24 protein-coding genes and 1 riboswitch are annotated in these 25,977 nt (G+C 51.9%); of the genes, 17 read left to right on the top strand and 7 right to left on the bottom strand.

The window, feature by feature from the left end; translation table 11 throughout:
- From AB1598_08955 to AB1598_08935, 5 genes are all read left to right on the top strand, one after another.
- A partial coding sequence (locus AB1598_08955) for a TCP-1/cpn60 chaperonin family protein (GenBank protein ID MEW6145130.1) occupies positions 1-302 on the top strand: 302 nt, incomplete at its 5' end.
- Positions 303-409: 107 nt separating this feature from the next.
- Entirely contained in the window at positions 410-1,105 is a 696-nt protein-coding gene (gene radC, locus AB1598_08950; protein ID MEW6145129.1) for a DNA repair protein RadC, read from the top strand.
- 82 nt (positions 1,106-1,187) lie between these two features.
- Complete coding sequence (locus AB1598_08945; GenBank protein MEW6145128.1) at positions 1,188-1,835, top strand: cation transporter; 648 nt, start codon at positions 1,188-1,190, stop codon at positions 1,833-1,835.
- Positions 1,836-1,972: 137 nt separating this feature from the next.
- Positions 1,973-2,530, top strand: coding sequence for an exosortase H (gene xrtH / locus AB1598_08940; protein ID MEW6145127.1), 558 nt, complete (start codon positions 1,973-1,975; stop codon positions 2,528-2,530).
- A complete protein-coding gene (locus AB1598_08935; protein ID MEW6145126.1) occupies positions 2,499-3,110 on the top strand; it encodes an exosortase H-associated membrane protein in 612 nt (203 codons plus the stop codon). The genes xrtH and AB1598_08935 overlap by 32 nt, the downstream gene beginning before the upstream one ends.
- A 19-nt stretch (positions 3,111-3,129) precedes the next feature.
- On the opposite strand, the gene AB1598_08930 is transcribed toward AB1598_08935, so the two are convergent.
- Positions 3,130-3,858, bottom strand: coding sequence for a hypothetical protein (locus AB1598_08930; GenBank protein MEW6145125.1), 729 nt, complete (start codon positions 3,856-3,858; stop codon positions 3,130-3,132).
- Positions 3,859-4,036: 178 nt separating this feature from the next.
- A riboswitch (cyclic di-GMP riboswitch) is annotated at positions 4,037-4,123 on the top strand.
- A gap of 96 nt (positions 4,124-4,219) precedes the next feature.
- Between AB1598_08930 and AB1598_08925 the strand changes: the two genes are divergently transcribed.
- From AB1598_08925 to AB1598_08910, 4 genes are all read left to right on the top strand, one after another.
- Positions 4,220-5,374: a lytic transglycosylase domain-containing protein gene (locus AB1598_08925; protein MEW6145124.1), complete on the top strand. Its 1,155-nt coding sequence runs from the start codon at positions 4,220-4,222 to the stop codon at positions 5,372-5,374.
- A gap of 323 nt (positions 5,375-5,697) precedes the next feature.
- Positions 5,698-7,698 carry a (Fe-S)-binding protein gene (locus AB1598_08920; protein ID MEW6145123.1) on the top strand — a complete coding sequence of 667 codons (2,001 nt, stop codon included), beginning with the start codon at positions 5,698-5,700 and terminating at the stop codon, positions 7,696-7,698.
- A gap of 139 nt (positions 7,699-7,837) precedes the next feature.
- Positions 7,838-9,085 (top strand): aminodeoxychorismate synthase component I, encoded by a 1,248-nt coding sequence (gene pabB, locus AB1598_08915; GenBank protein MEW6145122.1) that lies wholly within the window; start codon positions 7,838-7,840, stop codon positions 9,083-9,085.
- 28 nt (positions 9,086-9,113) lie between these two features.
- Complete coding sequence (locus tag AB1598_08910) at positions 9,114-9,926, top strand: aminotransferase class IV (protein MEW6145121.1); 813 nt, start codon at positions 9,114-9,116, stop codon at positions 9,924-9,926.
- A gap of 227 nt (positions 9,927-10,153) precedes the next feature.
- Here the strand turns inward: AB1598_08910 and mnmE are convergent, their stop codons facing one another.
- From mnmE to AB1598_08890, 4 genes are all read right to left on the bottom strand, one after another.
- Positions 10,154-11,560 carry a tRNA uridine-5-carboxymethylaminomethyl(34) synthesis GTPase MnmE gene (gene mnmE, locus AB1598_08905; GenBank protein ID MEW6145120.1) on the bottom strand — a complete coding sequence of 469 codons (1,407 nt, stop codon included), beginning with the start codon at positions 11,558-11,560 and terminating at the stop codon, positions 10,154-10,156.
- 181 nt (positions 11,561-11,741) lie between these two features.
- Positions 11,742-12,449 (bottom strand): carboxymuconolactone decarboxylase family protein, encoded by a 708-nt coding sequence (locus AB1598_08900; GenBank protein MEW6145119.1) that lies wholly within the window; start codon positions 12,447-12,449, stop codon positions 11,742-11,744.
- Between the two features lie 22 nt (positions 12,450-12,471).
- Positions 12,472-13,053 (bottom strand): TetR/AcrR family transcriptional regulator, encoded by a 582-nt coding sequence (locus AB1598_08895; protein MEW6145118.1) that lies wholly within the window; start codon positions 13,051-13,053, stop codon positions 12,472-12,474.
- A 133-nt stretch (positions 13,054-13,186) separates the two neighbouring features.
- Complete coding sequence (locus tag AB1598_08890; GenBank protein MEW6145117.1) at positions 13,187-14,341, bottom strand: SAM-dependent methyltransferase; 1,155 nt, start codon at positions 14,339-14,341, stop codon at positions 13,187-13,189.
- Positions 14,342-14,440: 99 nt separating this feature from the next.
- On the opposite strand from AB1598_08890, the gene AB1598_08885 reads away from it, so the two are divergent.
- From AB1598_08885 to gshA, 8 genes are all read left to right on the top strand, one after another.
- Entirely contained in the window at positions 14,441-15,211 is a 771-nt protein-coding gene (locus tag AB1598_08885; GenBank protein ID MEW6145116.1) for a lysophospholipid acyltransferase family protein, read from the top strand.
- A gap of 151 nt (positions 15,212-15,362) precedes the next feature.
- Positions 15,363-16,529, top strand: a complete 1,167-nt coding sequence (locus AB1598_08880; GenBank protein MEW6145115.1) for an LL-diaminopimelate aminotransferase — start codon at positions 15,363-15,365, stop codon at positions 16,527-16,529.
- Between the two features lie 36 nt (positions 16,530-16,565).
- Positions 16,566-18,107: a cellulose synthase family protein gene (locus AB1598_08875; GenBank protein MEW6145114.1), complete on the top strand. Its 1,542-nt coding sequence runs from the start codon at positions 16,566-16,568 to the stop codon at positions 18,105-18,107.
- 187 nt (positions 18,108-18,294) lie between these two features.
- The gene (locus AB1598_08870; GenBank protein ID MEW6145113.1) at positions 18,295-19,053 is read left to right on the top strand and encodes an MBL fold metallo-hydrolase; all 759 of its coding nucleotides are present in this window, start codon (positions 18,295-18,297) and stop codon (positions 19,051-19,053) included.
- Positions 19,050-20,342 (top strand): adenylosuccinate lyase, encoded by a 1,293-nt coding sequence (gene purB / locus AB1598_08865; GenBank protein ID MEW6145112.1) that lies wholly within the window; start codon positions 19,050-19,052, stop codon positions 20,340-20,342. Before AB1598_08870 ends, purB begins: the two co-directional genes overlap by 4 nt.
- A gap of 113 nt (positions 20,343-20,455) precedes the next feature.
- Positions 20,456-21,580, top strand: coding sequence for a thioredoxin domain-containing protein (locus AB1598_08860; GenBank protein MEW6145111.1), 1,125 nt, complete (start codon positions 20,456-20,458; stop codon positions 21,578-21,580).
- Between the two features lie 139 nt (positions 21,581-21,719).
- Positions 21,720-22,652 (top strand): RDD family protein, encoded by a 933-nt coding sequence (locus tag AB1598_08855; protein MEW6145110.1) that lies wholly within the window; start codon positions 21,720-21,722, stop codon positions 22,650-22,652.
- A 7-nt stretch (positions 22,653-22,659) separates the two neighbouring features.
- On the top strand, positions 22,660-23,922 hold the full coding sequence (gshA, locus tag AB1598_08850; protein ID MEW6145109.1) for a glutamate--cysteine ligase: 1,263 nt from the start codon (positions 22,660-22,662) through the stop codon (positions 23,920-23,922).
- A gap of 96 nt (positions 23,923-24,018) precedes the next feature.
- Here the strand turns inward: gshA and clcA are convergent, their stop codons facing one another.
- Together clcA and AB1598_08840 are read right to left on the bottom strand one after the other, a co-directional pair.
- Complete coding sequence (gene clcA, locus AB1598_08845) at positions 24,019-25,374, bottom strand: H(+)/Cl(-) exchange transporter ClcA (protein MEW6145108.1); 1,356 nt, start codon at positions 25,372-25,374, stop codon at positions 24,019-24,021.
- A gap of 182 nt (positions 25,375-25,556) precedes the next feature.
- A complete protein-coding gene (locus tag AB1598_08840; protein MEW6145107.1) occupies positions 25,557-25,976 on the bottom strand; it encodes a PPOX class F420-dependent oxidoreductase in 420 nt (139 codons plus the stop codon).
- Position 25,977: the final 1 nt, after the last annotated feature.

The raw sequence follows: 25,977 nt of genomic DNA, 5'->3' as shown, positions 1-25,977 counted from the left end.
AGCCTCTCAGAGGGATAGCGGCTAACGCGGGCTGGGACGGGTCAATAGTAGTGGGGAAGGTAAGCGAGGAGAAGGGGGCTAACGGCTTTGACGCAGCGAAGCTGGAGTACTGCGACATGATAGAGGCGGGAATAGTCGACCCTGCGAAGGTAACGAGGAGCGCGATGCAGAACGCCTCCAGCGTGGCCGGACTCCTCCTCACCACAGAAGCCCTCATCGCAGAGAAGCCCGCCAAGGCCGAAGGCGCCGGACCCGGAATGCACGGAGGCATGGGACACCCCGGTATGGGCGATATGATGTAATTTAATTAGAAAAAAGCATTTCCAAATCAAAGGCGGACTGTCTCTTTCCGGGGCAGCCCGCCTTTTTTTATTTGCAAGAAAGCGGTTAAAATTTTGTCCCGAATGATATGTCTGACAAACCTCACTATATAAACCACAGGAAGAGGTTGAGAGATAGGTTCCGCAAAGCGGGGGCCGACGGCATGCACGACTACGAGCTGCTCGAGCTTCTGCTTACGTTCTCGATTCCCCGTAGGGACGTGAAGCCCGTGGCAAAGAAGCTCATAAGCGAGTTCGGCGGGCTCTCGGGTGTGCTCGACGCCGACCGGAAAAAGTTAGAGGAGCTGAGCGGCGTGGGGTCTATGTCTGCGACGCTCATAAGACTCGTGAAAGAGCTCTACAACTCGTACCTCGCCGAGAACATGAAGAAGGGGGACGCCCTCACTTCGCCCGACGCGGTACTGAAATTCGTCCGTGTCAGTCTGTCCGGCATGACGAACGAGGCCTTCATGGTGATCTATATGAACGTGAGGAACGAGGTGATAGACTACACGCTGCTTCACGAAGGCACGGTCGATAACGTCGCCGTTTACCCGAGGCGCATAATCGAATCGGCGCTCTCACGGCACGCTTCTGGAATAATACTCGTGCACAATCACCCGAGCGGGAACCCTGAGCCCTCGAGAGAGGACAAGTCTCTAACAAGAGACATAGCGGATGGAGCCAGAATGCTCGACATAAGGGTCCTCGACCACATCATCGTGGGCAAGGACGGCTATTTCAGCTTCATGGAAAATGGTCTGCTGTCACCCGTGAAGCCTTGATCTCCTCGCCCGGGCTTATAATCCTGCGGACGCGTCTATTCGAAATTGTCCGGTCATCTGTTAAGCTATATTTAGACGCACCATGGAAATTTTAAACCGCAGTGCTTCTTCCATCAGCAACGGACCGCATAGAAAGGCATTCTATCTATCTGTTTTTACGGTCGCATACAATTTTCTGGAAGGGTCCGTATCTGTTGCCGCTGGGATGGTCTCCGGGAGCATCGCGCTTGTCGGGTTCGGTCTCGACAGCTTCGTCGAATCGCTGTCAGGGGGAATAATGATATGGCGCTTCCGCGGGCTCGGGAACCTTTCCACTGAAGAGGAGGAAAGGATGGAAGCGAAAGCGGCGAGACTTGTCGCGTACACTTTTTTCGTGCTGGGGGTATATGTGCTCTATGAGTCCCTGAAGAAGCTCATTTTACGCGAGTGGCCTGAGACAAGCATCCTCGGGATCGTGATAGCCGCAGTCTCGCTCGTGGTGATGCCGGTTTTGTTTTTTATGAAGCAAAGAACCGGAAAGATGATCGGGAGCAGGAGCCTCCTCGCCGATTCGAAGCAGACGCTCGCCTGCTGCTACTTGTCCCTTGCGCTCCTCGCGGGTCTCGGGCTTAACTATCTGTTCGGAATATGGTGGGCCGACCCTCTGGCCGGAATTGTTATGGTGTTTTTTCTGATGAGGGAGGGCCGGGAAATTTTGAAAGAAGGCAAAGCCGGATGCTGCGGGGCGTGACAGGGCTCGCAGGTCTCTACCGCGGGCTTTTCTCTCAAATTATTCTTTCTTTGAAAATGATACACTCACTATGTATATTTAGAACCTGCTGCGAGGATTCGGTTCCTCTGCGGAATAATTTTCAATAAGAGATCAGGATGAAGGATAAAAACACGGGTGCCCCGGATAAAGGCCAGTCGAGCTCTATCAGCATATTAAGGTTCGTGCTGACTTACGTGCTTCTCATGGGGGCGTTTTTCCTGCTCCTGGGACTGAAGCCAGTGCAGGACGTCGTGGACATAAACGGCGGGTATTCAAACGCCATAGTCTACGTGACGGCCAAGATACTGGGGCTTATTGGCGTCACCTCCACGATTCAGGGCTCGGTCATACACCTCCCGTCCATCTCGCTCGATGTAGAGTTCGGATGCAACGGGCTGGAGGCCGTTATGATTTACTCGGTAGCGGTTCTGACCTTTCCGGCTTCCTGGAAGAACAGGCTTATAGGCATAATTGCCGGTTTTCTTGTCATACAGGTATTGAATCTGATAAGGATTGTAGCGCTCGCTTATGCAGGTGTCTATCACAAGGATCTATTCGATTTAATACACCTTTATGTAGCACAGGGTGTAATGATAGCCGTTGCTCTGGCAACTTTCGTTCTTTACCTGACCTACCTGAGCCATGGACAAGGAAAACAAGAAGCCCTTATTTAGGTCCGTCCTTCTTAAGGCTTCGCTCATATTCGTAGTAGCCTATATTATCTCTCTCGCGGTCTGGCTGGGCATCAAGGGCTATTACGGCATGGCGGTCACGACCATCGCCTCGTATGCGATTACCATCCTCAAGGACGTGGATATCGTGTCGATTCTGAGACAGGGCGACATAGTCTCGGTCGGGTTCATACCGCAGAAGTACGGCGTGACCATCTTAAAGACGACGATAGACGTCCCGATTTCGAACTATACTTTTAACGCCCCGCTGACGTTCGCGATCATGGCCGCTTTTTATCCTTTTTTGAAAAGAAAGTGGATATATCTGGAGGCGCTTTTGATACTCGTCGTCGTTCATTTCCTCTTCGTGTTCTCGCTCGAAGGCGAAAAACTCTCGGCCGCGCTCGAAACCCAGGGCTACGAAAAGGGGGGAGTGGCGTCACAGCTGTTCTGGGAATTCCTCTGGGGTTTTATAAATAATATGGTAGTCAGGTTCGAGCCGTTTTTGATAGGAGCGTACCTCTACTTCTTCCGGAACAAAAAACCTAAAGAGAAAGCCCTGCGTAAGAAATCGAAGAAGTGAAGATATACTCCTGGAGAGCTCATCTTTTCGATAAGCCGGATAATATCCTGCTGAACAACACACCCAGAAAATAAGTCGCGTATATAAGCACGACCCCCAGGATAAACGAGAGGGATACCCCCGCAATATCGCCCGTCCCGTACTGCCCGCCTGAAAAAAAGAGCCCGTCCGAAAGCTTGAACAGGTCGTCGCTCCTCCACTTCTCGATATCGAGGGAAGGCGAAAACAGCTCAGCCGCACGCGAGACTATTATAGACCCCATCTCGTAATAATCGCCGCTGAACGATATGAAGGGGGCGAAGGCTAGAGGCAGAGCAATCCCGAGCCTTATGCTCGCCCCGAGAGGGGTCGAACGAGAGGCCGACTTTAGAAGAGGGACGCCTATGAACACGGTCAGGAGAAACGGGAAAAAATCGGTCAGCAGGTACGTGAGGTCGCTCCCCCCCGTATCGAATCCGGTGAGCTGCCCGGCATAATCAGAGCCTGACGAGACGAACGGGAAAATTTTCTCCAGTATATCTCCGCCGTATTTGGGGCTTATCGCGAGCTCCGTCACTGTGCCCCCGCCCAATATGCATCCGAATGCGTGAAAAAGCTCATGAACGGGGACGTATATCCACCACGTGATAACGAAAATTACCACGATTAGGGCGATATTGACGGGGGCTGATTTCCCGATAGATCTTTCGAGCCCCGAGAGGAAATCTTCAAACGGTAATAGAACAATTTGTTTTAGCGTCTTCAGCATGGCTCGGCCGTTTCATCTTATACAAAAACAATAATATTGTAAACGGTTTCCAATTCCTCGCACTCTATATTAAGTTAAATGCCGTAGTACATTAATTAATATACATAACCTTCAAAACTCATTGACAAAAATAATATAAGGTAATAGAATTATCGCGGAGCTTGGAGATAGGATGTTCTGATCGAAAAGGCAAACTATTCGAAAGGATAGGGCGCAAAGCCTGGGGCCTAAGGGTAAAATAAGCCTATGGCGGCGGGTTGCCGAAGAGATGGAGGATGGGTCGTTATCAAATTCCGCTCTTCTTTAGACATTCTGGCAGTCCGGTTGTGCCTTTTTGATGATGCGCTATCCGGGGTCTCGCGTGAGAAGAGCTGACAGTAAGGTACACGATTTCGGTAACCGTCTGTTCCGGGCCTCATTAATCCTGCCCTTGCTGATCTCTATTATTTTCCCCGAATTCTCCTCCGCAAATTCGTATTATTACAAAAAAGACTCAAACGGCGTCGTCTACTACACTAATATCGACCCCAAGAGCAGCGGATATAAAAAGATAGGGAGCCCGTGGGGCACCTTCCGCGGCACTCCCAAGAGCCAGAGGGGATACCTCAACAAATACAAGTACTCCGACAAGTTCGACGAGCATATCAACAGCACCGCAGGATGGTACGGGATAGACCCCCTTCTGATCAAGGCCATGATAAAGGTGGAGTCCAACTTCAATCCCGAAGCGGTATCGCCCCAGGGGGCTATGGGCGTAATGCAGCTCATGCCGGCGACGGCTGATCGTATAGGCGTCTCCGACCCGTTCGACCCTGTAGAGAACATCGAGGGCGGGGTAAAGTATTTCAGCATGCTCATGAACATGTTCAACAACAACACGACGCTCGCGATAGCCGGGTATAACGCCGGCGAGAACGCGGTGATCAAGTACGATTATAAGATACCCCCTTACGAGGAAACGATCGAATACGTGAACAGGGTGTACGCCCATTACGATTATCTGAAGAAACACCCGGGGGAAAGGAATTTCGACTCGATGATCGCGAGCAGGAAAGACGGTGTCAAATCCCCGGCCGCTGCCAGGAAATCGTTTGTATACGTCGAGACCCTGGGCGGCAGGAATATGAACGGCGTCAAGACCGGTGCTTCGGATGCACGGAAAAAACCCGTGCTGACTGTTAAGGCGGAAAATACCGAGAAGAAAACCGGCTTGACGGCCGATAAGAAAAATACTCATGATGTCTCCGTGAGTCAGCCTGTAGAGAAAGCCCGCGAAGGGCAGTACGCGGTGCAGTTGGCGTCGTTCCCCGATCTTCAGCTGGCAAAGGAAATGGAAGAGAGCCTCAAGTCGAAAACCTACCCCGCATACATCGAGACGGTCGACCTCCCCGGCAAGGGGACATGGTACAGGGTGAAAGTAGGCGGGTTCCCTTCAAAGGACGAAGCGAAGAGATACGGGAACGACATTATAACCGCCGAACCCGGAGTCAAATCGGTCCTGGTCACGCTGAACTGACCTATTTATTCCCGATTCATTCCCGTCAATTTATATCCGTCCCTGGCCGCTTCATGACTGAATGCGGATCAGGCTCGCGGCACTTACCGTATTTGCGCCCGCCCGCGCCGGGCGGAGACGGCCCTGCATATATATGCCTTATAGCCTATATATGCGATACACGCTACTTTCGCGGCCCCTGTATTATTGCCCCCGTTTTATTATTCAAAAATTCACCACGGCGGGCTTAAAGGCCTGTTTTTACTTGACTATCACAATGCTTTTTCTTAAGATAATTAGAGAAGGTCTGGCAGTCCGGGCGCCCGCTTACAAGGAGACAATTTATGAAGCCGGTCATAATGGCGATTTTGATAATAGCCGCTTTCGGGTTTTTCTTCTATAACGTATACAACCTTTTCAAATTACTCCGTCTGGGAAAATACGATAACAGGTTCGACAACATCGGCGAGAGGGTAAGGCGCGTTCTCATATACGTATTCGGCCAGAAGAGGCTCGTCACAAATTATAAATTCGCCGGCATAGAGCACTTCATGATTTTCTGGGGATTTGTGATAGTCACGATAGGCACGATAGAGATACTCATAAGCGGGGTTTTCCCAGGATTCAGGCTCATCCCCGGCGGGGCCCATAACGTCTATGAATTCATTCTGGATATTGTCCAGACCCTGGTCGTGATAGCGATAATAATGGGGATCATTAACAGGACCACTATTGCAAAAAGAAGAGAGGTGAACGGTCTCGACGCCGTGGTTATACTCGGGCTCATATTCGGGCTCATGGTCACTGCGCTCGGCACTATGGCCACGAGAGTAGCCATGGGCAAGGCGGATGCGGCATGGCTTCCCGTCTCGAGCACCCTGGCGGGCGTTTTCTTCTCGGGAATGAGCGAATCGGGCCTCAACTACTCCCACGAATTCTTCTGGTGGTTCCATGTGCTCATAGTCCTCGGGTTCCTTAACTACCTACCCTATTCCAAGCACAGCCACGTTTTCACGGCCATTCCGAACGTTTTTTTTCAGAACCTCCAGCCGCGCGGGGCGCTCAGGCCTATAGACTTCGAAAATGCCCCCGAGGACGTAGACCACTTCGGCGCGGGGAAAATACAGGATTTCACATGGAAGGATATACTCGATGCTTATACGTGCACCGAGTGCGGAAGGTGCACGGACAACTGCCCGGCGTGGCATACCGAGAAACCGCTCTCCCCGAGAGAGATAGTCGTAAAGCTCAGGCACTACGCATCGAGCGAAGGGAAGGCGCTTTTGAACGGCAATTCCTCGAACGGCGGTGAGGCTGCTACGATCCCCGGCCCGGATTGGATAACGGAGGATGAGCTGTGGGCCTGTACGAGCTGTAACGCATGCGTGGAGCAATGCCCTCTTTTCATCGACCAGATGGGGAAGATCATGGAAATGAGACGGTTCCTTACCCTAGAAGGGCGGCTCACGGGGACGGCGGTCAAAACCCTTCAGAAGCTCCAGACGCAGGGGAATCCCTGGGGGTTCAGCGAGGGCGACCGCGCGAAGTGGATATCGGGATACGAGGGCGTGAACGTGATAGGGGAGAACGGGGTCGAGGACGCCTCCACTTTCGACTATATCTACTGGATGGGGTGCTATGGAGGTTATGACCCGAGGGGTCAGAAGATAGCACAATCGATCGTAAGCCTCCTCACCCAGGCCGGTGTCAATTTTGCCGTGCTCGGCCCCATGGAAAGCTGCACCGGGGATCCTGCGAGGAGGCTAGGGGAGGAGGCTCTTTATCAGATGCTCGCAACGCAGAACATCGAGACGCTCAACGGGCTTAGGGTGAAGAAGGTCATCGCCAACTGCCCTCACTGTTTTAACACCATAAAAAACGAATACCCTCAATTCGGCGGCAATTACGAGGTCGTAAACCACACGCAGCTCTTGAACGATCTCGTGAAGCAGGGGAAATTGAGGCCGACGAAAGAGATAAATCAGGGAGTTGCATACCACGACCCGTGCTATCTCGGCAGGTATAACAGGGTCTTCGACGAGCCGAGGGAGCTGCTTCAGTCCATACCCGGTCTCAGGCTCATCGAGCTCGACAGGAGGCGCGAGAGGAGCTTCTGCTGCGGAGCGGGCGGAGGGAAGATATGGATGGAGGAAGAGGCCCCGAGGGTGAACTGGAACAGGTTCGAGGAAGTGGAGTCCAAGAACCCCGATACGCTGGCTGTCGCGTGTTATTTTTGCGATACTATGTTCGAAGACGCGTCGAAGCACGCTGGCAACGACAAGATGGAGATCAAGGACATATCGGTGATTCTGAGGGAATCCGTCGAGACCGAAAGCAAGTCTTGAGACTCTGGAGATGCTGCAGAAATGCGCAAAGAGGATCACGGGAGCCTATAACAAGATAACTAATTAATACAACACTAAAGAGCCTGCTCAACCGTTTTGCTCATTGTAAGTCCATTAAAAAAAGTTAATATTGATAGCCATGGACCGGATTTCGTGCCTGTTTCTGGACTCGGGGGGCGGATGGTTCGGAGCGGATGAAAAATCAGAGTCTTTCATGCGCTTCGGAAAGCCGAAGGGATTTTTTTATGCCGAACGCGGGCTCGTGACCGTCAATACTGCCTCGGGCGCCATACGAACCAGACGTGATCCGCTGACAGTTCTCGAAGGGTTCCTGAGTGAAGGCTATGTAGCCGTGGGGTATATAGGATACGAATACTCGGCATATACCGAGCAGGGTTTTACACCTTCACATATTAAAGAAGGCGAGAGGCTCCCGGATCTACAATTTCTTCTCTACCGTGAGGAAGATATAGAGAGAGGGGGTACTGCCGATTTAAAATTCAAAACCGGTCAAGAAATAACCGGCACTGCCGGTACTTCAAATCACGACAACCGTATTGCAAGCGCTCCCGTATCCAATATGAGCAGGGAAGAATATATAAATATGGTCGAGACAGCAAAAGGATATATCAGGGACGGGGATATATATCAGATAAACCTCTCACAGCGTTTTACTGTCGATTCACGTATTGCGCCGCTTGAATCCTTCTTGCGGATGTTTCACGTGCAACAAGTGCCCTTCGGCTGCTACATAGATTTCGGTGGCTTCCAGATTTCGAGCGGCTCTATGGAGCTGTTTCTCAGTAGAAGGGGAGAAATTTTGACCACGCGGCCGATAAAGGGGACCGTGGAGAGGGGAATGAATCCCGAGTCCGATACCATAAAGAAAGCGAAGCTGGTGAGCAGCGAGAAGGAGAGAGCGGAGAACCTCATGATCGTGGATCTCATGAGGAACGACCTGGCCAGAGTATCCAGGGCGGGCTCGGTCAAGGTTACGAGACTCTTCGATGTCGAAACGTATTCGACGCTCCACCAGCTTGTATCGGAGGTAGAAGGGAGGCTCGTGAGCGGAGCGGGGGTTGGCCGGATAATTAAAAACACGTTTCCTCCGGGCTCGGTCACGGGGGCCCCTAAGAGAAGAGTCCTCGAGATTATCGATGCGCTCGAGCCGCACTGGAGGGGTCCTTATTGCGGCGCTTTGGGCGCATTCTTCCCCGACGGTGACTTTACACTGAGCGTCGGCATAAGACTTCTTGTAACGGATCCCGGGAAGGCTACGTTCTGGGTAGGGGGAGGGATAGTATGGGATTCCGACCCTGAGAAAGAGTATGAGGAGACCCTTCTGAAGTCGCTAGCAATAAAAAGGGCGCTCGGGCTCTCCGAATAATCGGAACATCATATCTAAAGGAAAAATAGTGTCTGAACAGGTATATATAAACGGTACAAAGCTCGATTCTCCGCTTCCGCTGAGGGCTCTTTTCTTCGGGGAAGGACTTTTCGAAACCTTTCGTTACAAATGCCGCATGCCTTTATTTTTCGACAAGCACTACGACCGTATGTCGCGGGGCGCCCGGCTTCTTCGCATACCGCTTATGGAGAGGGACAGGCTAGCCGAGCATGTGAATAAAGTAATAATAAATTCAGGCATATCGGATGCTTATGTCAAAATATGCCTTCTCTCGGACGGAGGCCCGAATTACTATGACAATCCGGCGAGAGGCGATATAGCTATTATCGTCAGGGACTACAATTCTTCGAAGGAGCGTGTGCGTGTGTGCATCAATAAATTCGCGAGATGCGCAGACTCCCCGGTTCGTAGCATTAAGTCCCTCAATTACCTCGAGAATATCATAGCCAGAAGGGAGGCTTCCCGAAAAGGATATGATGAAGCTATCTTTCTTAATGAAAGAGGGGAGATAGCCGAAGGTACTGCAGGCAATATTTTCTGGGTTGAGGAAGATACTCTCCGTACGCCGTCCGTCGAGTGTGGCTTGCTGCCCGGCATCATTCGAGAATTATTGATGAATTCCGTAGGCGATATCGGTCTCCGCTTAGAGGATGGCGCGTATCATCCCGAACGTCTGGCCGGCTCAAGAATGGCCTTTCTGACGAATTCTCTTTCAGGAACCGTCCTGATTTCAGAGTTGGGTGAAACGGCGCTCCCTTTCGATTACGAGCTTTATGGAGCCATAAAAAATCTAGTGTTTTCAAGGCTTGGATGGATATAAATACAGGCATGGCAATTGGCAATTTTTACAGCGATTTCTCAACTTCCTGAAAAAAAAAGAAAAATTAAAAAACCGTGGAAGGATTGTGGATAAAAATTGGGGATAACACGCCGATAATGATATAATTACCCATAAACACAGAATAATCTATCTTAATGCCGTCTTCATAAATATGATAATATTTATCCACAATTGTGGATGTTTCACGTGAAACATTCCATAACACCCTATTTCCCAATGCAAAATTTGCTGAAGATTCTTCCGAGGATGTCTTCAGTCGTCACCTCGCCGGTTATTTCCCCGAATGAATCCAATGCGGCCCTTAGCTCTATAGCGAGGAATTCGGGCGACTCGCCTTTTTCCAGCAGCTCCAGGAACGCTGAGAGACGGTCTGCGGAATTCTCGAGTGCAAGTTTGTGTCTTAACTCAGTCAAGATGATTTCGCTGCCGTCTGTGCGGCTGTTTCCGTCTGTCAGCAGCCTCCTGACCGAAGCTTTCAGCTCTTCTGTCCCTGTGCCCGTCTTTGCCGACGTATGAATTATTCTATCCTTATGTGTCTGGCAGGGGAGGGATTCCGGGTTCAATGTGATCCCCTTATCGGCTTTGTTCAGTATGATGATGGCTTTTTTGCCGGCGGCGCCTTTTAATACCTCCATATCGTCCCTGTCGAGCGGCTCGCTTCCGTCGAGCACTATAAGCAGCAGCTCCGCCTCTTCCGCCTTTTTCTTTGCCAGTCTCACTCCTTCGTGCTCTATCTCGTCGTACGTCTCCCTGATTCCCGCCGTATCGATGAGTACCAGCGGTATCCCTCCAATATCGATACTTTCCTCAATGAAATCCCTGGTAGTGCCGGGCAGTGGGCTCACGATCGCCCTTTCCTTCATTAAAAGCATATTCAGAAGGCTCGATTTTCCTACATTCGGCTTTCCGAGTATGGCTGTCTTAACGCCGTGCTTGATTATCCGACCTTCTTCATAAGTGGCAAGCAGGTTATTGATGCCGGAAATCAGACTGTTTATACGGCTGGACATGGCATCTTTGGTTATCGGGTCAATTTCATCTTCGGGGAAGTCCACCTGGGCCTCAATTTCAGCCATTATGTCGAGAGTCGTCTCCTTGAATCCTGTTATACTCCGGGATAGCTCTCCTTCGAGCTGTAGCTCCGCCTGTTTCAGTCCCTCTTCGGTGCGCGCATTGATAATATCGGATACGGCTTCGGCCTGCGTGAGGTCCATCTTGCCGTTTAAAAATGCCCTGAGGGTGAATTCCCCCGGGTTTGCCGGCCTTATGCCCAAACCGAATAGTATCTCCAGTATCCTTTTCGGAACCAGTTGTCCGCCATGTGAATGAATTTCTACGATGTCTTGCCCAGTATACGAGTTAGGGGACTTCATTAACACGCACAGGACCTCATCTACTATATCGTTCGTCGCGGGATTTATAATCAGCCCGTGATAGAGCCGGTGCGACTCCATCAGCTTCGCTTCCGCGCCCTCCCGTCCGGATCTGAATATGAGCGTCGGGACTTCGGACGATTTCGGCCCGCTGATCCTGATTATGGCTATGCCTCCGCTGCCGGGCGGGGTCGCGACAGCCGCAATCGTGTCCTCATTCGATATCGAGTGCCGGTTCATCAGATGGATAAGTTACCACAATAGCCCCTGTGGTGCCATTATGTATTATTTTTCCTATGATAACGGTTGGTTGTATCTGGCGGAGAAAAAATCAGACCATTAATATGAGAGAAGCCGGGGGTGGCGCCCTCAGCTTCTCTCAAAGGATGGAATTCTTATCGGGAATTACAACGAGCTCCGGTTATTTCACAGCCCTCTTCTTACTTTTCTCGTTAAGTCCCGCGAGTGTATCCATAGCGATGCTGGTATACGCGAAACAGGCGCCCGCGGACATGACCATGCCCACATTTATCGCTTCGGCCATCTGCTCTTTTGTATAGCCTGCGCTCCTCGCGTCCTTCACGCAGCCCCTTATGCAGTAAGGGCACTTCGTCATGTGTCCGCATGCAAGCCCCATCAAACCTCTCTTGAAGTCTTTGCTGAGAGCCCCGTCGGCGAACACCTTCTTGGTGAACTCCTTGAAGGCCTCCGAGTTCTCCCCGCTGCATTTGCTGAATTCGTTGATTTCCTTGGTTATGTCCTTCTTGAAGAAATGTCCTTCGGTGAGAGGGATGTTGTGCTCGAGCGCGTCATGTGCTTCGAACGCTATGCTCGAATATGCGTATGGCCCGCCCATCGCGAAGCGGAACGCGACGTAGATCGCCTCGATTATTTCCTGATCGGAAGCCCCCAGGTTCTTCGACTGCCTGACTCTCGACCTTATGCAGTAAGGGCATCTCGTTATGTGAGCGGCGGCGACCGCTATAAGCTGCTTTTCCTTCTGAGTGAGAGCGCCGTCTGAAAATACTCCGTTGTGAAGGTTCATCCAGGCGCCGTGGAGCTCAGGATTCAATTCTTTAAGGAGCGCCATATCGCTCGATATATCGCTCTTGAATAAATATTCGGACATAAACACCTCCTTGTGTATTTTATCAGGCGGCTCTTAAAAGCCTCAAAATTGTTTGGCTCCCTGAAGAAAGCGGTTCTATGGACCTGTGTGTTTTAACCATCATTATCGCACCTTCCAGGTGGGAGAGGATCAGCTGGGCGATCACTCCGGGGGGAAGGTCGCCCCGGAATTCCCCTGTGCTCATACCCTCTTGTATGCATCCCTCTATGACTTTCTCCCATGAGTTAAAGAATGTCGAAAGCTTCTCTCTGAAGTTTTCGTTCGATCCGCTCATTTCAATTGCGAGGTTTCCGAAAGGGCACCCCTTTGGGTTCTGCAAATCCCTGTGGAATGTTCTGACTGAGTTATAGAATTCGACGAGCCTCTCGGACGGTCCGAGTGATTTATTACCAAGGGTTTTAACAAGCACGTCGGCTTCATATTGCCTGATGAGTCTTTCGAGTATCACAAGGCCGAGCTCTTCCTTGCTTTTAAAGTGATAGTAGAAATTGCTCTTCGTTACGCCGCTCTTTTTAAGAATCTCGTCTACCGACGTCTGCTGAAAGCCGTTTTCGTGAAAGAGCTCCTTCGCGCTTGCCAGTATTTTTTCTTTGCTTTTGTTCAATCTTCTCAGCTCCTATTTAGTACTGACTAGTTAGTCCTAATAATAGATCAAATAGAAATTAATGTCAATGGGTATTTTTTTTACAGGAGCGGAATTAGATCAATCGTGTTTCGATCTCAGGGCAGGCTTGCATTCACAATACTCCGAAGCTCAGCTTCAAAGTCGATTCCGGGTAGAAGTCTTCGATGCTAGTTTCAATGTTCTTTGACTGCAACAGCACCTTGAAGCTGTTCCCCATGGAGTCCGGAAGAAAAAGGTTCTTTATCGCCCTGTTCCTTTTAAATGTTTCATCGGCGGACAGGCTCTCCCCCCCGTACATTCCGGCGGACATGAAATCGAGCACGCCCCAGTCTATGAGAAACTGTCCCTGTGTTGTGTATTTTATCTTTTTAAGCCCGAGCGAGTCGCCTGTCCTGATAAGATTGCTGAAGTCCACGTGGGCTGTGATATCCTGCCCGCCGATGTTTTCGTAGGGGTTCTCGCTGATAGAGTGTTTATGCATGCACTTATATGTACCCTTCATACGTTCAGGGCCGTAGAGCTCGGGAGCGAGGAATCCGTAGTCTATCGTCAGAATGAAGCCTTTCTTGAGTGCCTTGTCGGCCGCTTCAAGCCACCTTCGCGCGTTAAGATTTACTTCTGCTTCCTGACCGTCTCTGAAGGAAATGCCGTAGCCGTCGAAGTATCGCGATATCTCGGGCGTGCTCGGCTCGCCCTCAACCTCCGCGAATTCATTGTTCCTGAGCGTGACGAATATTTCACTCAAGGATCCGCCTCTGAATCTCACCCGATGGAAGGGCAGGGCGTCTACGAGCTCGTTCGATAAGATAATCCCGCTCACTCCGTCAGGCCCCATTTCGGAAATATCGGAGATGAATTCAATTTTTGCTCCATGCTTCTCGAGCTCTTTGTCTAACGCATCAGGCGTCGGGCTTCTCTTTTCAATTATCAGGTATTCCGCCCTCGCGTAGCACTCCGGGTGGTTCCGCTCGAGTGAGTCGAGTATGTCTCCGGCGAGGGTCCCTGCCCCCCCGCCGAATTCCATAACGCGGAGCCCGGGTGCGTTAAGGAGGCTCGCCGATCTCGCTATAAACCCTGCCAGCACCTCTCCGAACGCGGGATCGACGCTCGGGCTCGTATAATAGTCCCCGCTTTTCCCGACCCTTGCGCCGCCTGACGTGTAGTAACCGAGCCCGGGGTGGTAGAGGGCCGTCTCCATGAATTCGGCGAATGTGATTCCGCCTTTATTTATAATCTCCTCTTTGATAATTTCCGTAAGGTCGTTCATTTCCCTGTTTTAAATCTTCACCCCGTGGAGTAAATTATATCCGGCATAAATTGTATCACAGCGCCTGTATTTATGAGCGGGCGCTTCCGACGGAGGGACATGGCAGGGCTTCTCAAACCTATCAAGATAATCGCCTTCGTTATTCTTGTAATCACATTCATCGCTCTATCGTTTTCTGTCGACCTTATAGCAAGAAACAAAGAGGCGAAGCTAAGGTATTTCTCCCGCATCTCGTCCTTTTATCTGCGCGCCGCTCTTCGGGTGCTGGGGGTAAAAGTCACGTGGAGAAATATAAACAAGCTCGGGAAGGGGAAGGAGAACTACCTCATAGTCTCGAACCACCTGTCTTATATCGACATCTTCGCGATTTTCTCAACAGTCCCTGCAGTCTTTGTCGCGAACTCCGAGCTCGAGGACGCGTTCCTCCTGGGGGCCATCATCAGGTACTCGGGAGGCGTGTTCGTAGAGAGGCGGAACAGGTCGCGCCTGCTAAAAGATATGCAAAATATAAAAGATATATTATATATGGGATTCAACGTCGTCCTCTTCCCCGAGGGTACGACGTCCGACGGCCGCGGGGTCAAACCCTTCAAAACCTCATTTCTCGACGTCGCGCAAGGGAGCGGCGTCCGGGTCCTCCCGCTCTGTATCAGGTACAGAAAGATAGACGGGAAAGAGGTGGACGCCGCGAGCGGGCCTCTCGTTTATTATCACGGCGAAATAACGTTTTTCGAGCATTTTTTCAGGCTCCTCGGCTTGAGGTCGATAAGCGTCGAGCTCGAGGAGCTCGAGGCGATAAGTCCCGGTCATCCGAGAAAGGAGCTTGCCGGGATCGCCTACGAAAGGATAAGCCTGGCGTATAAAGCCTGATCCCCCGCCCGGGCGCGGAGGCTCCTGGGATTTCACGGGCCTGTGACAGCGGCCTTCTGCACGGCAGCAGGGCTCATTCCATCTTGCTCTAACACGCAGGGTTGGTTATGATAGAAAATCCCAAGAGGGGAGAAACAAAGGAGAATTTTAAATGGATTTGAAGTGGGCGAAGAGAATAGCTGACCTTCCGCCTTACCTGTTCGCGGAAATCGATGCAAAGAAGAGCGAAATGAGGTCCAAGGGTGTGGACATCATAGATTTGAGCGTCGGCGATCCGGATATACCTACCCCGCGGCACATAGTCGAGGCGCTTAAGAGAGCGGCCGAGGACCCGCAAAACCACAGGTACCCATCGTATGAAGGACTTCTCTCGTTCAGGACAGCGGTCGCGGATTGGTATATGGAGCGGTTCGGTGTGGAGCTCGACCCCGGGACCGAGGTCGTGGCGCTTATCGGCTCGAAGGAAGGCATAGCGCATACCCCTCTTGCCTTTCTCGACCCGGGAGACATAGGTTTATATACGGACCCGGGATACCCTGTTTATCCGACTTCGATAAGCTTCGCCGGAGGGGTCCCATATGCGGTCCCGCTCCTTAAGGAGAACGGATTTCTCCCCGATCTCGGCTCTATTCCGGAAGATATTGCACGGAAAGCCAGGATGATGTTCGTGAACTATCCGAACAACCCCACGGCTGCGGTTGCGGGCGGGGACTTTTACAAGGAACTTGTGGATTTTGCCGTCAAATATAATATTCTTATATGTCACGACGCCGCCTATACTGAAATGGCTTACGAGGGTTATAAACCGTCCAGCTTCCTCCAGTTCGACGGCGCAAAGGAGGTCGGGATCGAATTCCATTCCCTGTCCAAGACGTTCAACATGACCGGATGGAGGATCGGTTTTGCAGTTGGAAACAGGAAGGCGATCGGGGGGCTCGGGAAGATCAAGACGAACATAGATTCGGGCGCTTTTCAGGCCGTTCAGATCGCCGGCATAGAAGCCTTGAAGAATTACCGGATCGGCCTCGAGGATAGAATCAGAATATTCCAGGAGAGGAGAGATATTTTTTGCAGGGGTCTCGACGAGGCTGGTCTCGGCTACAATAAGCCCATGGCCACTTTCTACGTATGGTTCGAAGTCCCCCGGGGGTTGTCGTCCAAGGAATTCTCGGCAAGGCTCCTGACCGAGACCGGGATCGTCGTAACCCCGGGAACGGGGTTCGGAAAGTACGGCGAGGGCTATGCGCGTGTTTCTACGACGTTCAATACCGAAAGAATTGTTCAGGCGGTTGAGAGGCTCAAAGAGGCAAAGTTCTGATCCTGCCCGTAAGCAAAAGGCAGCGGGAAATGAGAAGTGGAATATTTTATTTTAACTTCTAAGATAATTGTAACTGTCCTATATGCCGTAACGCTGACGCTTCTCTGCATATTCGGTCTGCACCGGTATTACCTTACCTATTTATACAACAGGAACAAAGATAAGAAGCCCGTACCTCATTCCACGTATAAAAACCTTCCGGCAGTTACAATTCAGCTCCCGATTTATAATGAAATGTACGTGGTCGAGAGGCTGATATCCTCGGTCTGCAAGATCGACTACCCGAGGGAGCTGCTCGAGATTCAGGTGCTCGACGACTCGACCGATAAGACCGTTGAAATCGCGAGCAGGTGTGTAAACCGGTTCAGAGAATCGGGTATCGATATCGTCTATATACACAGGACGGAAAGGGAGGGCTATAAGGCCGGGGCTCTCAGGGAAGGGCTCAAGAGAGCGAAGGGCGAGCTGCTCGCGGTATTCGATGCGGACTTCCTGCCCCCGAGGGAATTCCTCAGGAATACGGTTGATTTCTTCTCAGATCCCCAGGTAGGCATGGTCCAGGTGAGGTGGGGTCACGTTAATCTCGATTACTCGACGCTCACAAAGGCTCAGGCGATACTCCTCGACGGGCATTTTATGATCGAGCAGACGTCGAGGTATAACGGCGGGATGTTCTTTAATTTCAACGGGACGGCGGGAGTGTTGAGAAAAGAATGCATCGAAACCTCGGGCGGGTGGCAGCACGACACGCTGACCGAGGACCTCGACCTGAGCTACAGGGCGCAGCTCGCCGGATGGAAGCTGGTCTACCTCCGGGATATGACCGCGGATGCTGAGCTCCCGGTGGATATGAACGCCTTTAAATCACAGCAGCACAGGTGGGCTAAGGGCGGTGTTCAAACTGCTTTAAAGATACTTCCGGAGATATTCAGGCGGAAGAACCTGCCGTTCAAGATCAAGTCGGAGGCTTTCTTTCACCTCTTCGGCAATATCTCGTATCTCCTACTCCTGGTCCTCTTTCTGCTGATGTTTCCGATGGGTTTTTTCTGGAGCAGGATCGGCTGGGACAGCGGCATATTCGTGAACGTGTTCGCCATCACGGCGGGCACACTCAGCTTCGTGCTTTTCTATATAATCACGGTGAGGGAGGTGCACGGTAAGAACTGGCTCCCGTATCTCAAGTACGTGCCGCTCGCGATATCGATAGGGGCCGGCATGGCTGTGAATAACTCGAAGGCCGTGCTGGAAGCGCTTTTAGGTAAAAGCTCCGAGTTCAGGCGCACGCCGAAGTTCGCTGTAACCTCCAGGAGCGACAACTGGCGGTCGAGGAGCTATGCAGCATCGAAAGAAGCGACCGCGGTAATAGAGATAGTTTTCGGCGTATTATTTTTTCTGCAGACCGTGTTCGCAATATACATGGGGCACATGGGATGGGTCCCGTTCCTCCTCCTCATACAGTTCGGGTTTCTTTACACGGGGCTTCTTTCGTTCTTTCACGGTACGGGCAAAAAGGGCGCGGCTCCGCACATCAATGCGATCATCCCTGAGCCCGCGCTTCAGAGAGAGAAGGATTTTTAATACGGCCGGTTTGAGACTTGACGTAATAGCGGGGCCCCTCGGGCCTCTTTATGGCAGTTGCGGTTAAAGTTGCTTCATCTGTCGCGAATCGGGCCGGTCTTTTCAGCGTCTGCCGTATTATAGTGTTGACTTATAGTGAAATAATAATCCATACTAAACTTCCAAAACGGATAAGACCGGCTAACCGATGAGAATCTGTACACTTGCAAGCGGCAGTTCCGGGAACTGTCTTTATATAGAATCCGGGGAGACTAGGATACTGGTCGACGCGGGAATAAGTCTCAGACAGATCGTTCTCAAGCTCAGGAAACTGGACGTGGAACTTTCCGATATCGATGCAGTTATCGTGACTCACGAGCATTCGGACCACACGGCTGCCCTTCAGAATATCGGTGTGCCGGTTCATGTGGCGAGAGCCACTACGCATCTTTGGGCCAATAAGGTGAGCTCTCTCAGGGAATTCGATACCGATGCTTCATTTATGATAAGGGACATGCTTATTACGCCGTTCTCGGTGCCGCACGACGCGCTTGACCCGGTCGGCTTCTCCATAGAGTCCGGCCAGGGGAAGAAAATAGGGGTCGTAACGGACATAGGCTCTGTTACGGCGCTCGTCAGGGAGAGGCTCAGGGGATCGAACGCTCTCGTGATCGAATTCAACCACGATAACGATATACTGCTCTACAGCCACTATCCCTGGGACCTCAAGCAGAGGATCAGGGGGCGTCTGGGACATCTTTCGAATAACCAGGCTTCGGAGCTGCTCTCGGATCTCGTGCACGGCGGGCTCAGGCACGTAGTGCTCGCCCATCTGAGCCAGGTGAACAACAGGCCCGAAGTCGCCTTTGAGTCCGCATCGAGCGCGCTTAGGAAAAACGGGCAGGCGTCGGGGGTGCAAATCTCAGTCGCCCCTAGAAAAACATTGGGAGAGGTGTTGTCGATTTGATTCCGAGATATTCAAGACCCGAGATGTCCTCCGTATGGACCGAAGAGGCCAAGTACGCTAACTGGCTCCGGGTGGAGATAGCGGTATGCGAGGCGTGGGCCAGATACGGGAAGATACCGAAAAAGGCCGTAGTGGCGATAAAAAAGAGGGCAGGCTTCGACGTCGCGAGGATAAACGAGCTCGAAAAAGAGCTCAAGCACGACGTTATTTCGTTCCTGACGTCGGTATCCGAGCACGTGGGTAAGGATTCGAGGTATATACATCTCGGCCTGACGTCGTCGGACGTCCTCGACACCGCTCTAGCGCTTCAGCTGAGGGACGCGGCCCTGATAATCATAAAGGACCTTGAAGCTGTGATTAAAATACTGAAAAAACAGGCGCATAGATATAAAATGACGCCCTTGATCGGGAGGACGCACGGCGTACATGCCGAGCCCAAGACGCTCGGGCTCGTTTTCGCGCTCTGGTACGACGAAATGAAACGGAACCTCGAGCGGATGAAACGGGCGAAGGACGTCATCAGCGTCGGCAAGATATCGGGGGCGGTGGGTACTTTCGCGAACGTCCCGCCTGAGATCGAGGAAGACGCCTGCAGACGCCTCCGTCTTAAGCCTGCCCCGATATCGACACAGATAATACAGCGTGATATACACGCCGAATATTTCCTCACTCTTTCCATAATAGCGTCGACTATCGAAAAAATTGCCCTCGAAATAAGGCATTTTCAGAGGACGGAGGTGCTCGAGCTCGAAGAGCCGTTTACGGAAGGGCAGAAGGGCTCGTCCGCGATGCCCCATAAAAGGAACCCCGTGCTTTCGGAAAATCTGTGCGGGCTCGCCCGTCTCGTGCGCTCTTACTCCGTTTCGGCGCTCGAAAACATACCGCTCTGGCACGAGCGCGATATCAGTCACTCTTCTGTCGAGCGTGTGATAGGACCTGACAGCACGATCCTGCTTGATTTCATGCTCGCGAGGCTTAGCTTTCTACTGGAAGGGCTTCAGGTCTATCCGGAGAACATGGAAAAGAACATTTGGCTCACGCGCGGCCTGATCTTCTCACAGAAGGTGCTGTTGAAGCTCGTTGGAAAGGGTATATCGAGAGAGGAGGCGTACAAGCTCGTTCAGCGTAACGCAATGAAGACCTGGAAGGAGAAGGCCGATTTCCGCGAGCTCCTGCTCGGCGACCGTGAAGTAACCGGATTGTTAACTAAAGAGGAAATTACGGAATGTTTTGACGTAACCGCGGATCTCAGGAACGTGGACCGGATATTCGAAAGGGTGTTTTCATGAATGAAAATTGAATGTTTATGGATAGTAGCGTCTATTTTTGGCCGGCGTAGATTATGTTGCTTTCTTAACATTCAGTGGTATAGTTTTACCTAACCAAAACCAAGGAGGCATGTATGAAGTTTAAATTTTTGACTTCGGCACTACTTACAATAGCGTTCATAATTGTAGGCAGCCAGGCGTTCGGCCAGCAAATATCGAAGGAGGAAACCGCGCGACTCCAGTCGTTCTTCAAGAAAAATTTCGGCGCAAACCTATCACCTGACGCGGTCATAGAGATTAAGGGATTCGAGGCGAGCTCAATAAAAGGCCTTAAGAAGGGAACGATCGTTATCAATACCTCCCAGGGGTCGCAGGAAGTCGCCTTTGTGATGAGCGAGGACGGGAAGTATCTTCTGATGGGCAACATGGTGAATACGGCGGATTTTAAAGTAACACCTATCAAGAACATCAAGCAGGGCGCCATACCGTTACCGAGGGGGGAGTTCCCGGTTCTCATGACGACCGACGGGAAGTTTCTTATCATCAACAACGAGATTATAGACGTCTCCAAATTCAAGGATTCCAAGATTGCCGGTTTCAACGAGGGCTCCTTTACGATGGGAGGCCGTCAGACCGTCCCTGTCTTCATCAGCGCCGACGGCAAGTACCTTGTTCTCGGGTCCGAGATATACGACACGACCGTCGACCCGCACAAAGAAGTAATGGAAAAGATATCGCTCAAAGACGTGCCCGTGAAGGGTGCCGAGAACGCCAAGGTGGTCATAGTGGAGTATTCCGATTTTCAGTGTCCTTTCTGCAAGAGGGGTAAGGACATGCTCCCTCAGATCCTTAAGGAATACAACGGCAAGGTCAAAATCGCTTACAAGCAGCTGCCCCTCAAGAACCATAACTGGGCTATGCCTGCGGCTATCGCCTCCGTGTGCGCATATCAACAGGGTAATGATAAATTCTGGGCCTTCCATGACAAGCTTTTCGACAGCCAGAAGGATATAACGCTCGAAAACTCGAAGGAGAAATTCAACCAGTACGCGAAAGAGGTCGGGCTCGATACAAAGAAGTTCAATGCGTGCCTTGGCTCGAAAGAAGTACAGGCTGAAGTCGAAAATCAGATGAAAGAGGCTACATCGGTCGGCGTGCAGTCCACACCGACTTTCGTCGTGAACGGTATGATAGTCCCCGGCGCCAATCCGGAAGGACTTAAGTCAGCAATTGAAATACAGCTTTCGGAAGGATCCTGATACTGTACGAAATAGATTCTGCTGCGCCCTATCCCGGTTCGATGTGCATATCAGCGCGAATAGTCTGATTGATCGGGTTAGGGCGCATTTTTTTGTGAGTGATGTTTTTTTTCGATAATCTATTCTGCTGCTGACACCGATGAAATGCCCGTCGTGCGGATACAACAGTTTTGACCATCTCGAACACTGTAAAAAATGCGGATTCCCGCTCTATACAGGTACTGCCCCGCTCACGCAGGAGACCGGGAAAAAGGCAGGCAGGAAATCCCGGGGGCGGTCGGAAAAGCCGTCCGGCGACCCTCTGACCGGCGAATTGTTCCTGGACATACCTATAAGGGATGCGGATGCGCCGCTCCGCACGGAATCCGGTAAGCCCGGCCCTTCCGGCCGGAGGCGGACGTCTGCCCGCGCCGATGGTCCGCCTGCTGAATCTTATGAGCTGTTTCCCGCCTCTAAAGACGTTGAAGCGGGAAAATACGGGGGAGAACGGCCTCAGGATTTATCCCCCGGCGCTTCGTATAAGGCGCCGCTCAAGGAAAGGGATACATCGGATACCCATAACGACCCGTTCGCTTTTATTGAGGGCGGCGACGCGTATTACGAACCGTATGGGGATAAGGGAGCGGAATCTTATGCGCGGGACACGGACGTATATAATCTCGCCGGCTTCGTATCGCGTGCTCTGGCCCTGATCATAGATATCTTGATCGTTTCCCTGATCGCGCTGCTCGCGGTATTCGCAGGTCTCTTCGTCGTGTACGGTTTCGATTTCGGGGCTTACGGCTCGGGGAATATAATTCAGCCGCTCTACGCGGTGCTCTTCCTTCTCTCGTCCACGTATTTCGTATTTTTTCACGGGTACGGGGGCAAAACCGTGGGAAAGACGGTTATGGGTATAAAATTGATGAACAGCGAAGGCGAGGGGGTGGGGCTTTGGGAATCGTTCGTGAGATGGGTCGGGTATTACATTTCGGGTGCTTTTTTGTTCGCCGGATTTTTGTGGTTTTTGGTCGATTCCGAGTGCCAGACGTGGCACGACAAAATCGCCGGCACGTACGTCGTAAAGGATTGAGCGAGTGATGTGGCATCTCGATGAATTAAACATCAGGATATCTGAAAACAGGGATAAGATAGTGTCCTGGGTCGGGGGAAAAGCGGAAAAGGAATTCATACCGCTCTACTCCTCGGTCGATGTCAGGGTATCCGGTCACAAGATCGCTCCCGTAGACACGAATATTTTCCCCGCCGGGTTTAATAACCTGTCTCAGCCTTTCAGGGACCGTGCATCCGGGCTCTTCAAGGACTATTTCCTCCGCAAGTACCCGAAGGTCAGGAAAATCCTCATCATCCCCGAGCTCCATACGAGGAACCCCTTTTACTGGGAGAACATCTTCGTGCTTAAATCCATCCTCGAGAAAGTCGATTACGAGGTGGAAGTCGGCATAGTGAGCGACGACTTCAGCCAGGACAAGGCGAGCTTCCTGTCTCAGAGCGGAGAAGAGGTCGTTGCGTACAAGGTAATGAAAGATGGCCACAGTATACTGACATCCAGGATGTCGCCGGACCTGCTTCTCATAAATAATGATTTCTCGGAGAAATGCCCCAAAACCCTGAAGGATATAATTCAGCCGGTCGAGCCTCCTGTGGAAATAGGCTGGCACACGAGGAGAAAAAGCGTCCATTTCGAGTATTACAATAAGCTCGCCAGCGAGGTCGCCGGGCTCATCGGCATAGACCCCTGGATCATTTCGATTGACACGGTTTCCCTGGAAGGCATCGACTTCGACAGTCCGGGGGACAGGGATAAGGCCGCTTCGGTTGCGGACTCGATGCTTGAGGGGTTGAGAAAGGTCTATAAAGATAAGGGGGTTTCCGAGGAGCCCTACTTGTTCATCAAGAGCAACTCCGGGACTTACGGCATGGCCGTCATAAGCGTCTCGAGCGGCGACGAGATACGCGGACTCAACGCCGAGGGCAGGAAGCGCATGAGGGTGAGCAAGGGTGGAAAGCCCGTGAGGGATATCGTGATCCAGGAAGGGATACCGACCGTGCTCAAACTGGAATCGGGTGCGGCCGCCGAGCCCGTATTCTATCTCATAGAGGCGAAAGTGGCAGGCGGCTTCCTGAGACTGAACAAGGGGAAGAGCGACCATGAGAATCTCAACACGAAAGGGATGGAGTTCTCCCCGATGAAGGGAGAGGGAGATAAAGCAGGGGCAGGCGAAGGCAGCATGATATACTCTCCCGCCCACGAGCTTGTATCGTGTATAGCGAGCATAGCCGCGGGGTACGAAATAGAGGAGATATTGAGGGAGGGGGGATGTAAGGAAGAGTCTCTCTGATTTAAATATTCCTTTCCGTTATACCGTCTATGGCCGGTCTCACTTGTCTATTCTTTAGTTTTCCTTCATACAAGATACTTCTTGTCTTTGGCAGCTTTATTTCCTCGCGAGACTGAGTGTTCGTTTCAGGAGAAGCGTGTAAACGGGCTTCCCTCCGAGTCCCTCCGCGACTAGCGTTGCGGTGAGGCATGTGATTATAAGAGGGAGAATCAGGAAGTAATTCCCCGTCATCTCTATCGTGATCGCTATGCCCGTGAGCGGCGCCCTTACAGTGGCGCAGAAGAGGGCGGCCATACCGGCTACCGCGAACAGCTCGGGTTTAATATCGAGCGCGGGGAGGAAGCCGACCGCGACGTTGCCGTACCACATGCCGAATAGAGTCCCGAGAGCCAGCATCGGCGCGAATATGCCGCCCGGCGCCCCTGAGCCGTAGCTTATCATCGTCGTCCCGAAGCGAGCGAAGAAAAGGAGTATGAGCATCGTAACGGGGATTACGCCCGAAATAGCCTCGGGAATGACTACGTATCCTCCGCCTGCCATATCGGGATAAAGCCAAGCGACTAACCCAATGAACCCCCCTACGTAGAGTCCGGTAAGAGTGAATGCCGGGCCTTTCAGGCTCGAAAAATAGTCGAGCGTCCTTATGAGGAAAAAGTTGAAAACGACGCCGAGTATGCCGAAGAGGAACCCGAATATGACGAATAACCATAGGGAGGTAAGCGGCGGAGGGGGGAGCATCGCCATTTCTATATCCGGGCCCTGTCCCATTATCGAGCGGAGGGCGATGTCCGAGGCCGCCGAAGCTATGATCACCGATTGGACGGAGAGGAAGTTGTATCTGAATTCGGGACGCATCTCCTCGAATACGAAGAGTATGCCCGCAAGCGGGGCGTTAAACGCGGCCGTCAGCCCGGCGCCCGCGCCTGCCGCTATAAGCGCGTGAGTGTCTTCCCTGGCCGCTTTGAAAAGATCGGCGACCATCTTGCCTATGTTGCCCCCCATGTGTATCGTCGGTCCCTCCCTTCCGAGGACCATCCCTCCTCCGAGAGACAGCGCCCCTCCGATGAACTTGACGGGGAGAACGTTCTTCCATCTTATCGGCCTTACCTCGTCGAGCGCGCCTTCAATTTCGTGCACTCCGCTCCCGCTCGCCTCAGGGGCTAACCTCCTTACGAGCAGAAAGGCTATGAATACGAGAACGGCCGAGAACAGCACTGAAACGATTAACCGGGCCGCCTGATTTTGCGGAAGCAGCCCGAGCAGGAATTCCCTCGAATCCAGGACTTTTTCTATCGAAAGCTGAAAGAGGGCAGCTACTATCCCCGTTATTATGCCGACAATAAGTGCCCAGAATAATATGGGGCTGTATTTTTTCTCGGCCGCCAGGAACCTCGACATAATCCTGCTTATGTATAGCTCTTTTCCGGGCTTCCGCTCCGAGTGAAGCTTCATTTCTCCCTCCGGCGTGTTAAATGCGCCGAGCGATTAATTGAATTATGAAATTTCGGGATACCGGCTCTCCGGAATCGTATTTAATTATCTTTCCTGCGGTATATTTGCGCAATAGGAAATTTGAAGATATATGATTCCGATCTGCAGCATTTCGATGCTGGGATAATGTCCGCGATAAGGACCTACCACCCCGCGACGTCTTTGTAAGCCGCAACCTTTGCCGGCGTGATTCGTACGATCACTTCGCCGGGTGTCGAGTTTCGCTTTCCGTACGCTTCCGCCTGGTCTTCCCCCATGTAGCGGCCCCCTATGCGCGTAGCCCAGTAGAGGAGCTCCTCCGGGTTCTCCGAAAATGAAGCCGTCCCCTCGATCATTACGTATGAATAGGGCGGGGTCTGGTCGTCTATCGTGATCGATACCCTGGGGTCGCGCTTCATGTTCTTGTACTTCAATGACTCCCCTCCCGTCGTGAATATTACAGCATCGCCGTCGAGATCGAACCACACGGGCACGACGTGCGGGCGCCCGTCCTTCCTCACGGTCGCGAGCTTGCCGGTCTTGGTCCCCCGGAGGAGGAATTCCCTCCATTCGTCCTTGGACATC

The sequence above is a fragment of the Thermodesulfobacteriota bacterium genome (assembly GCA_040754335.1).
Lineage (GTDB): Bacteria > Desulfobacterota_D > UBA1144 > Nemesobacterales > UBA2774 > 2-12-FULL-53-21.
The sequence above is the reverse complement of the archived record's forward strand: the minus strand, read 5'-3'. Positions and strand labels throughout refer to the sequence as shown.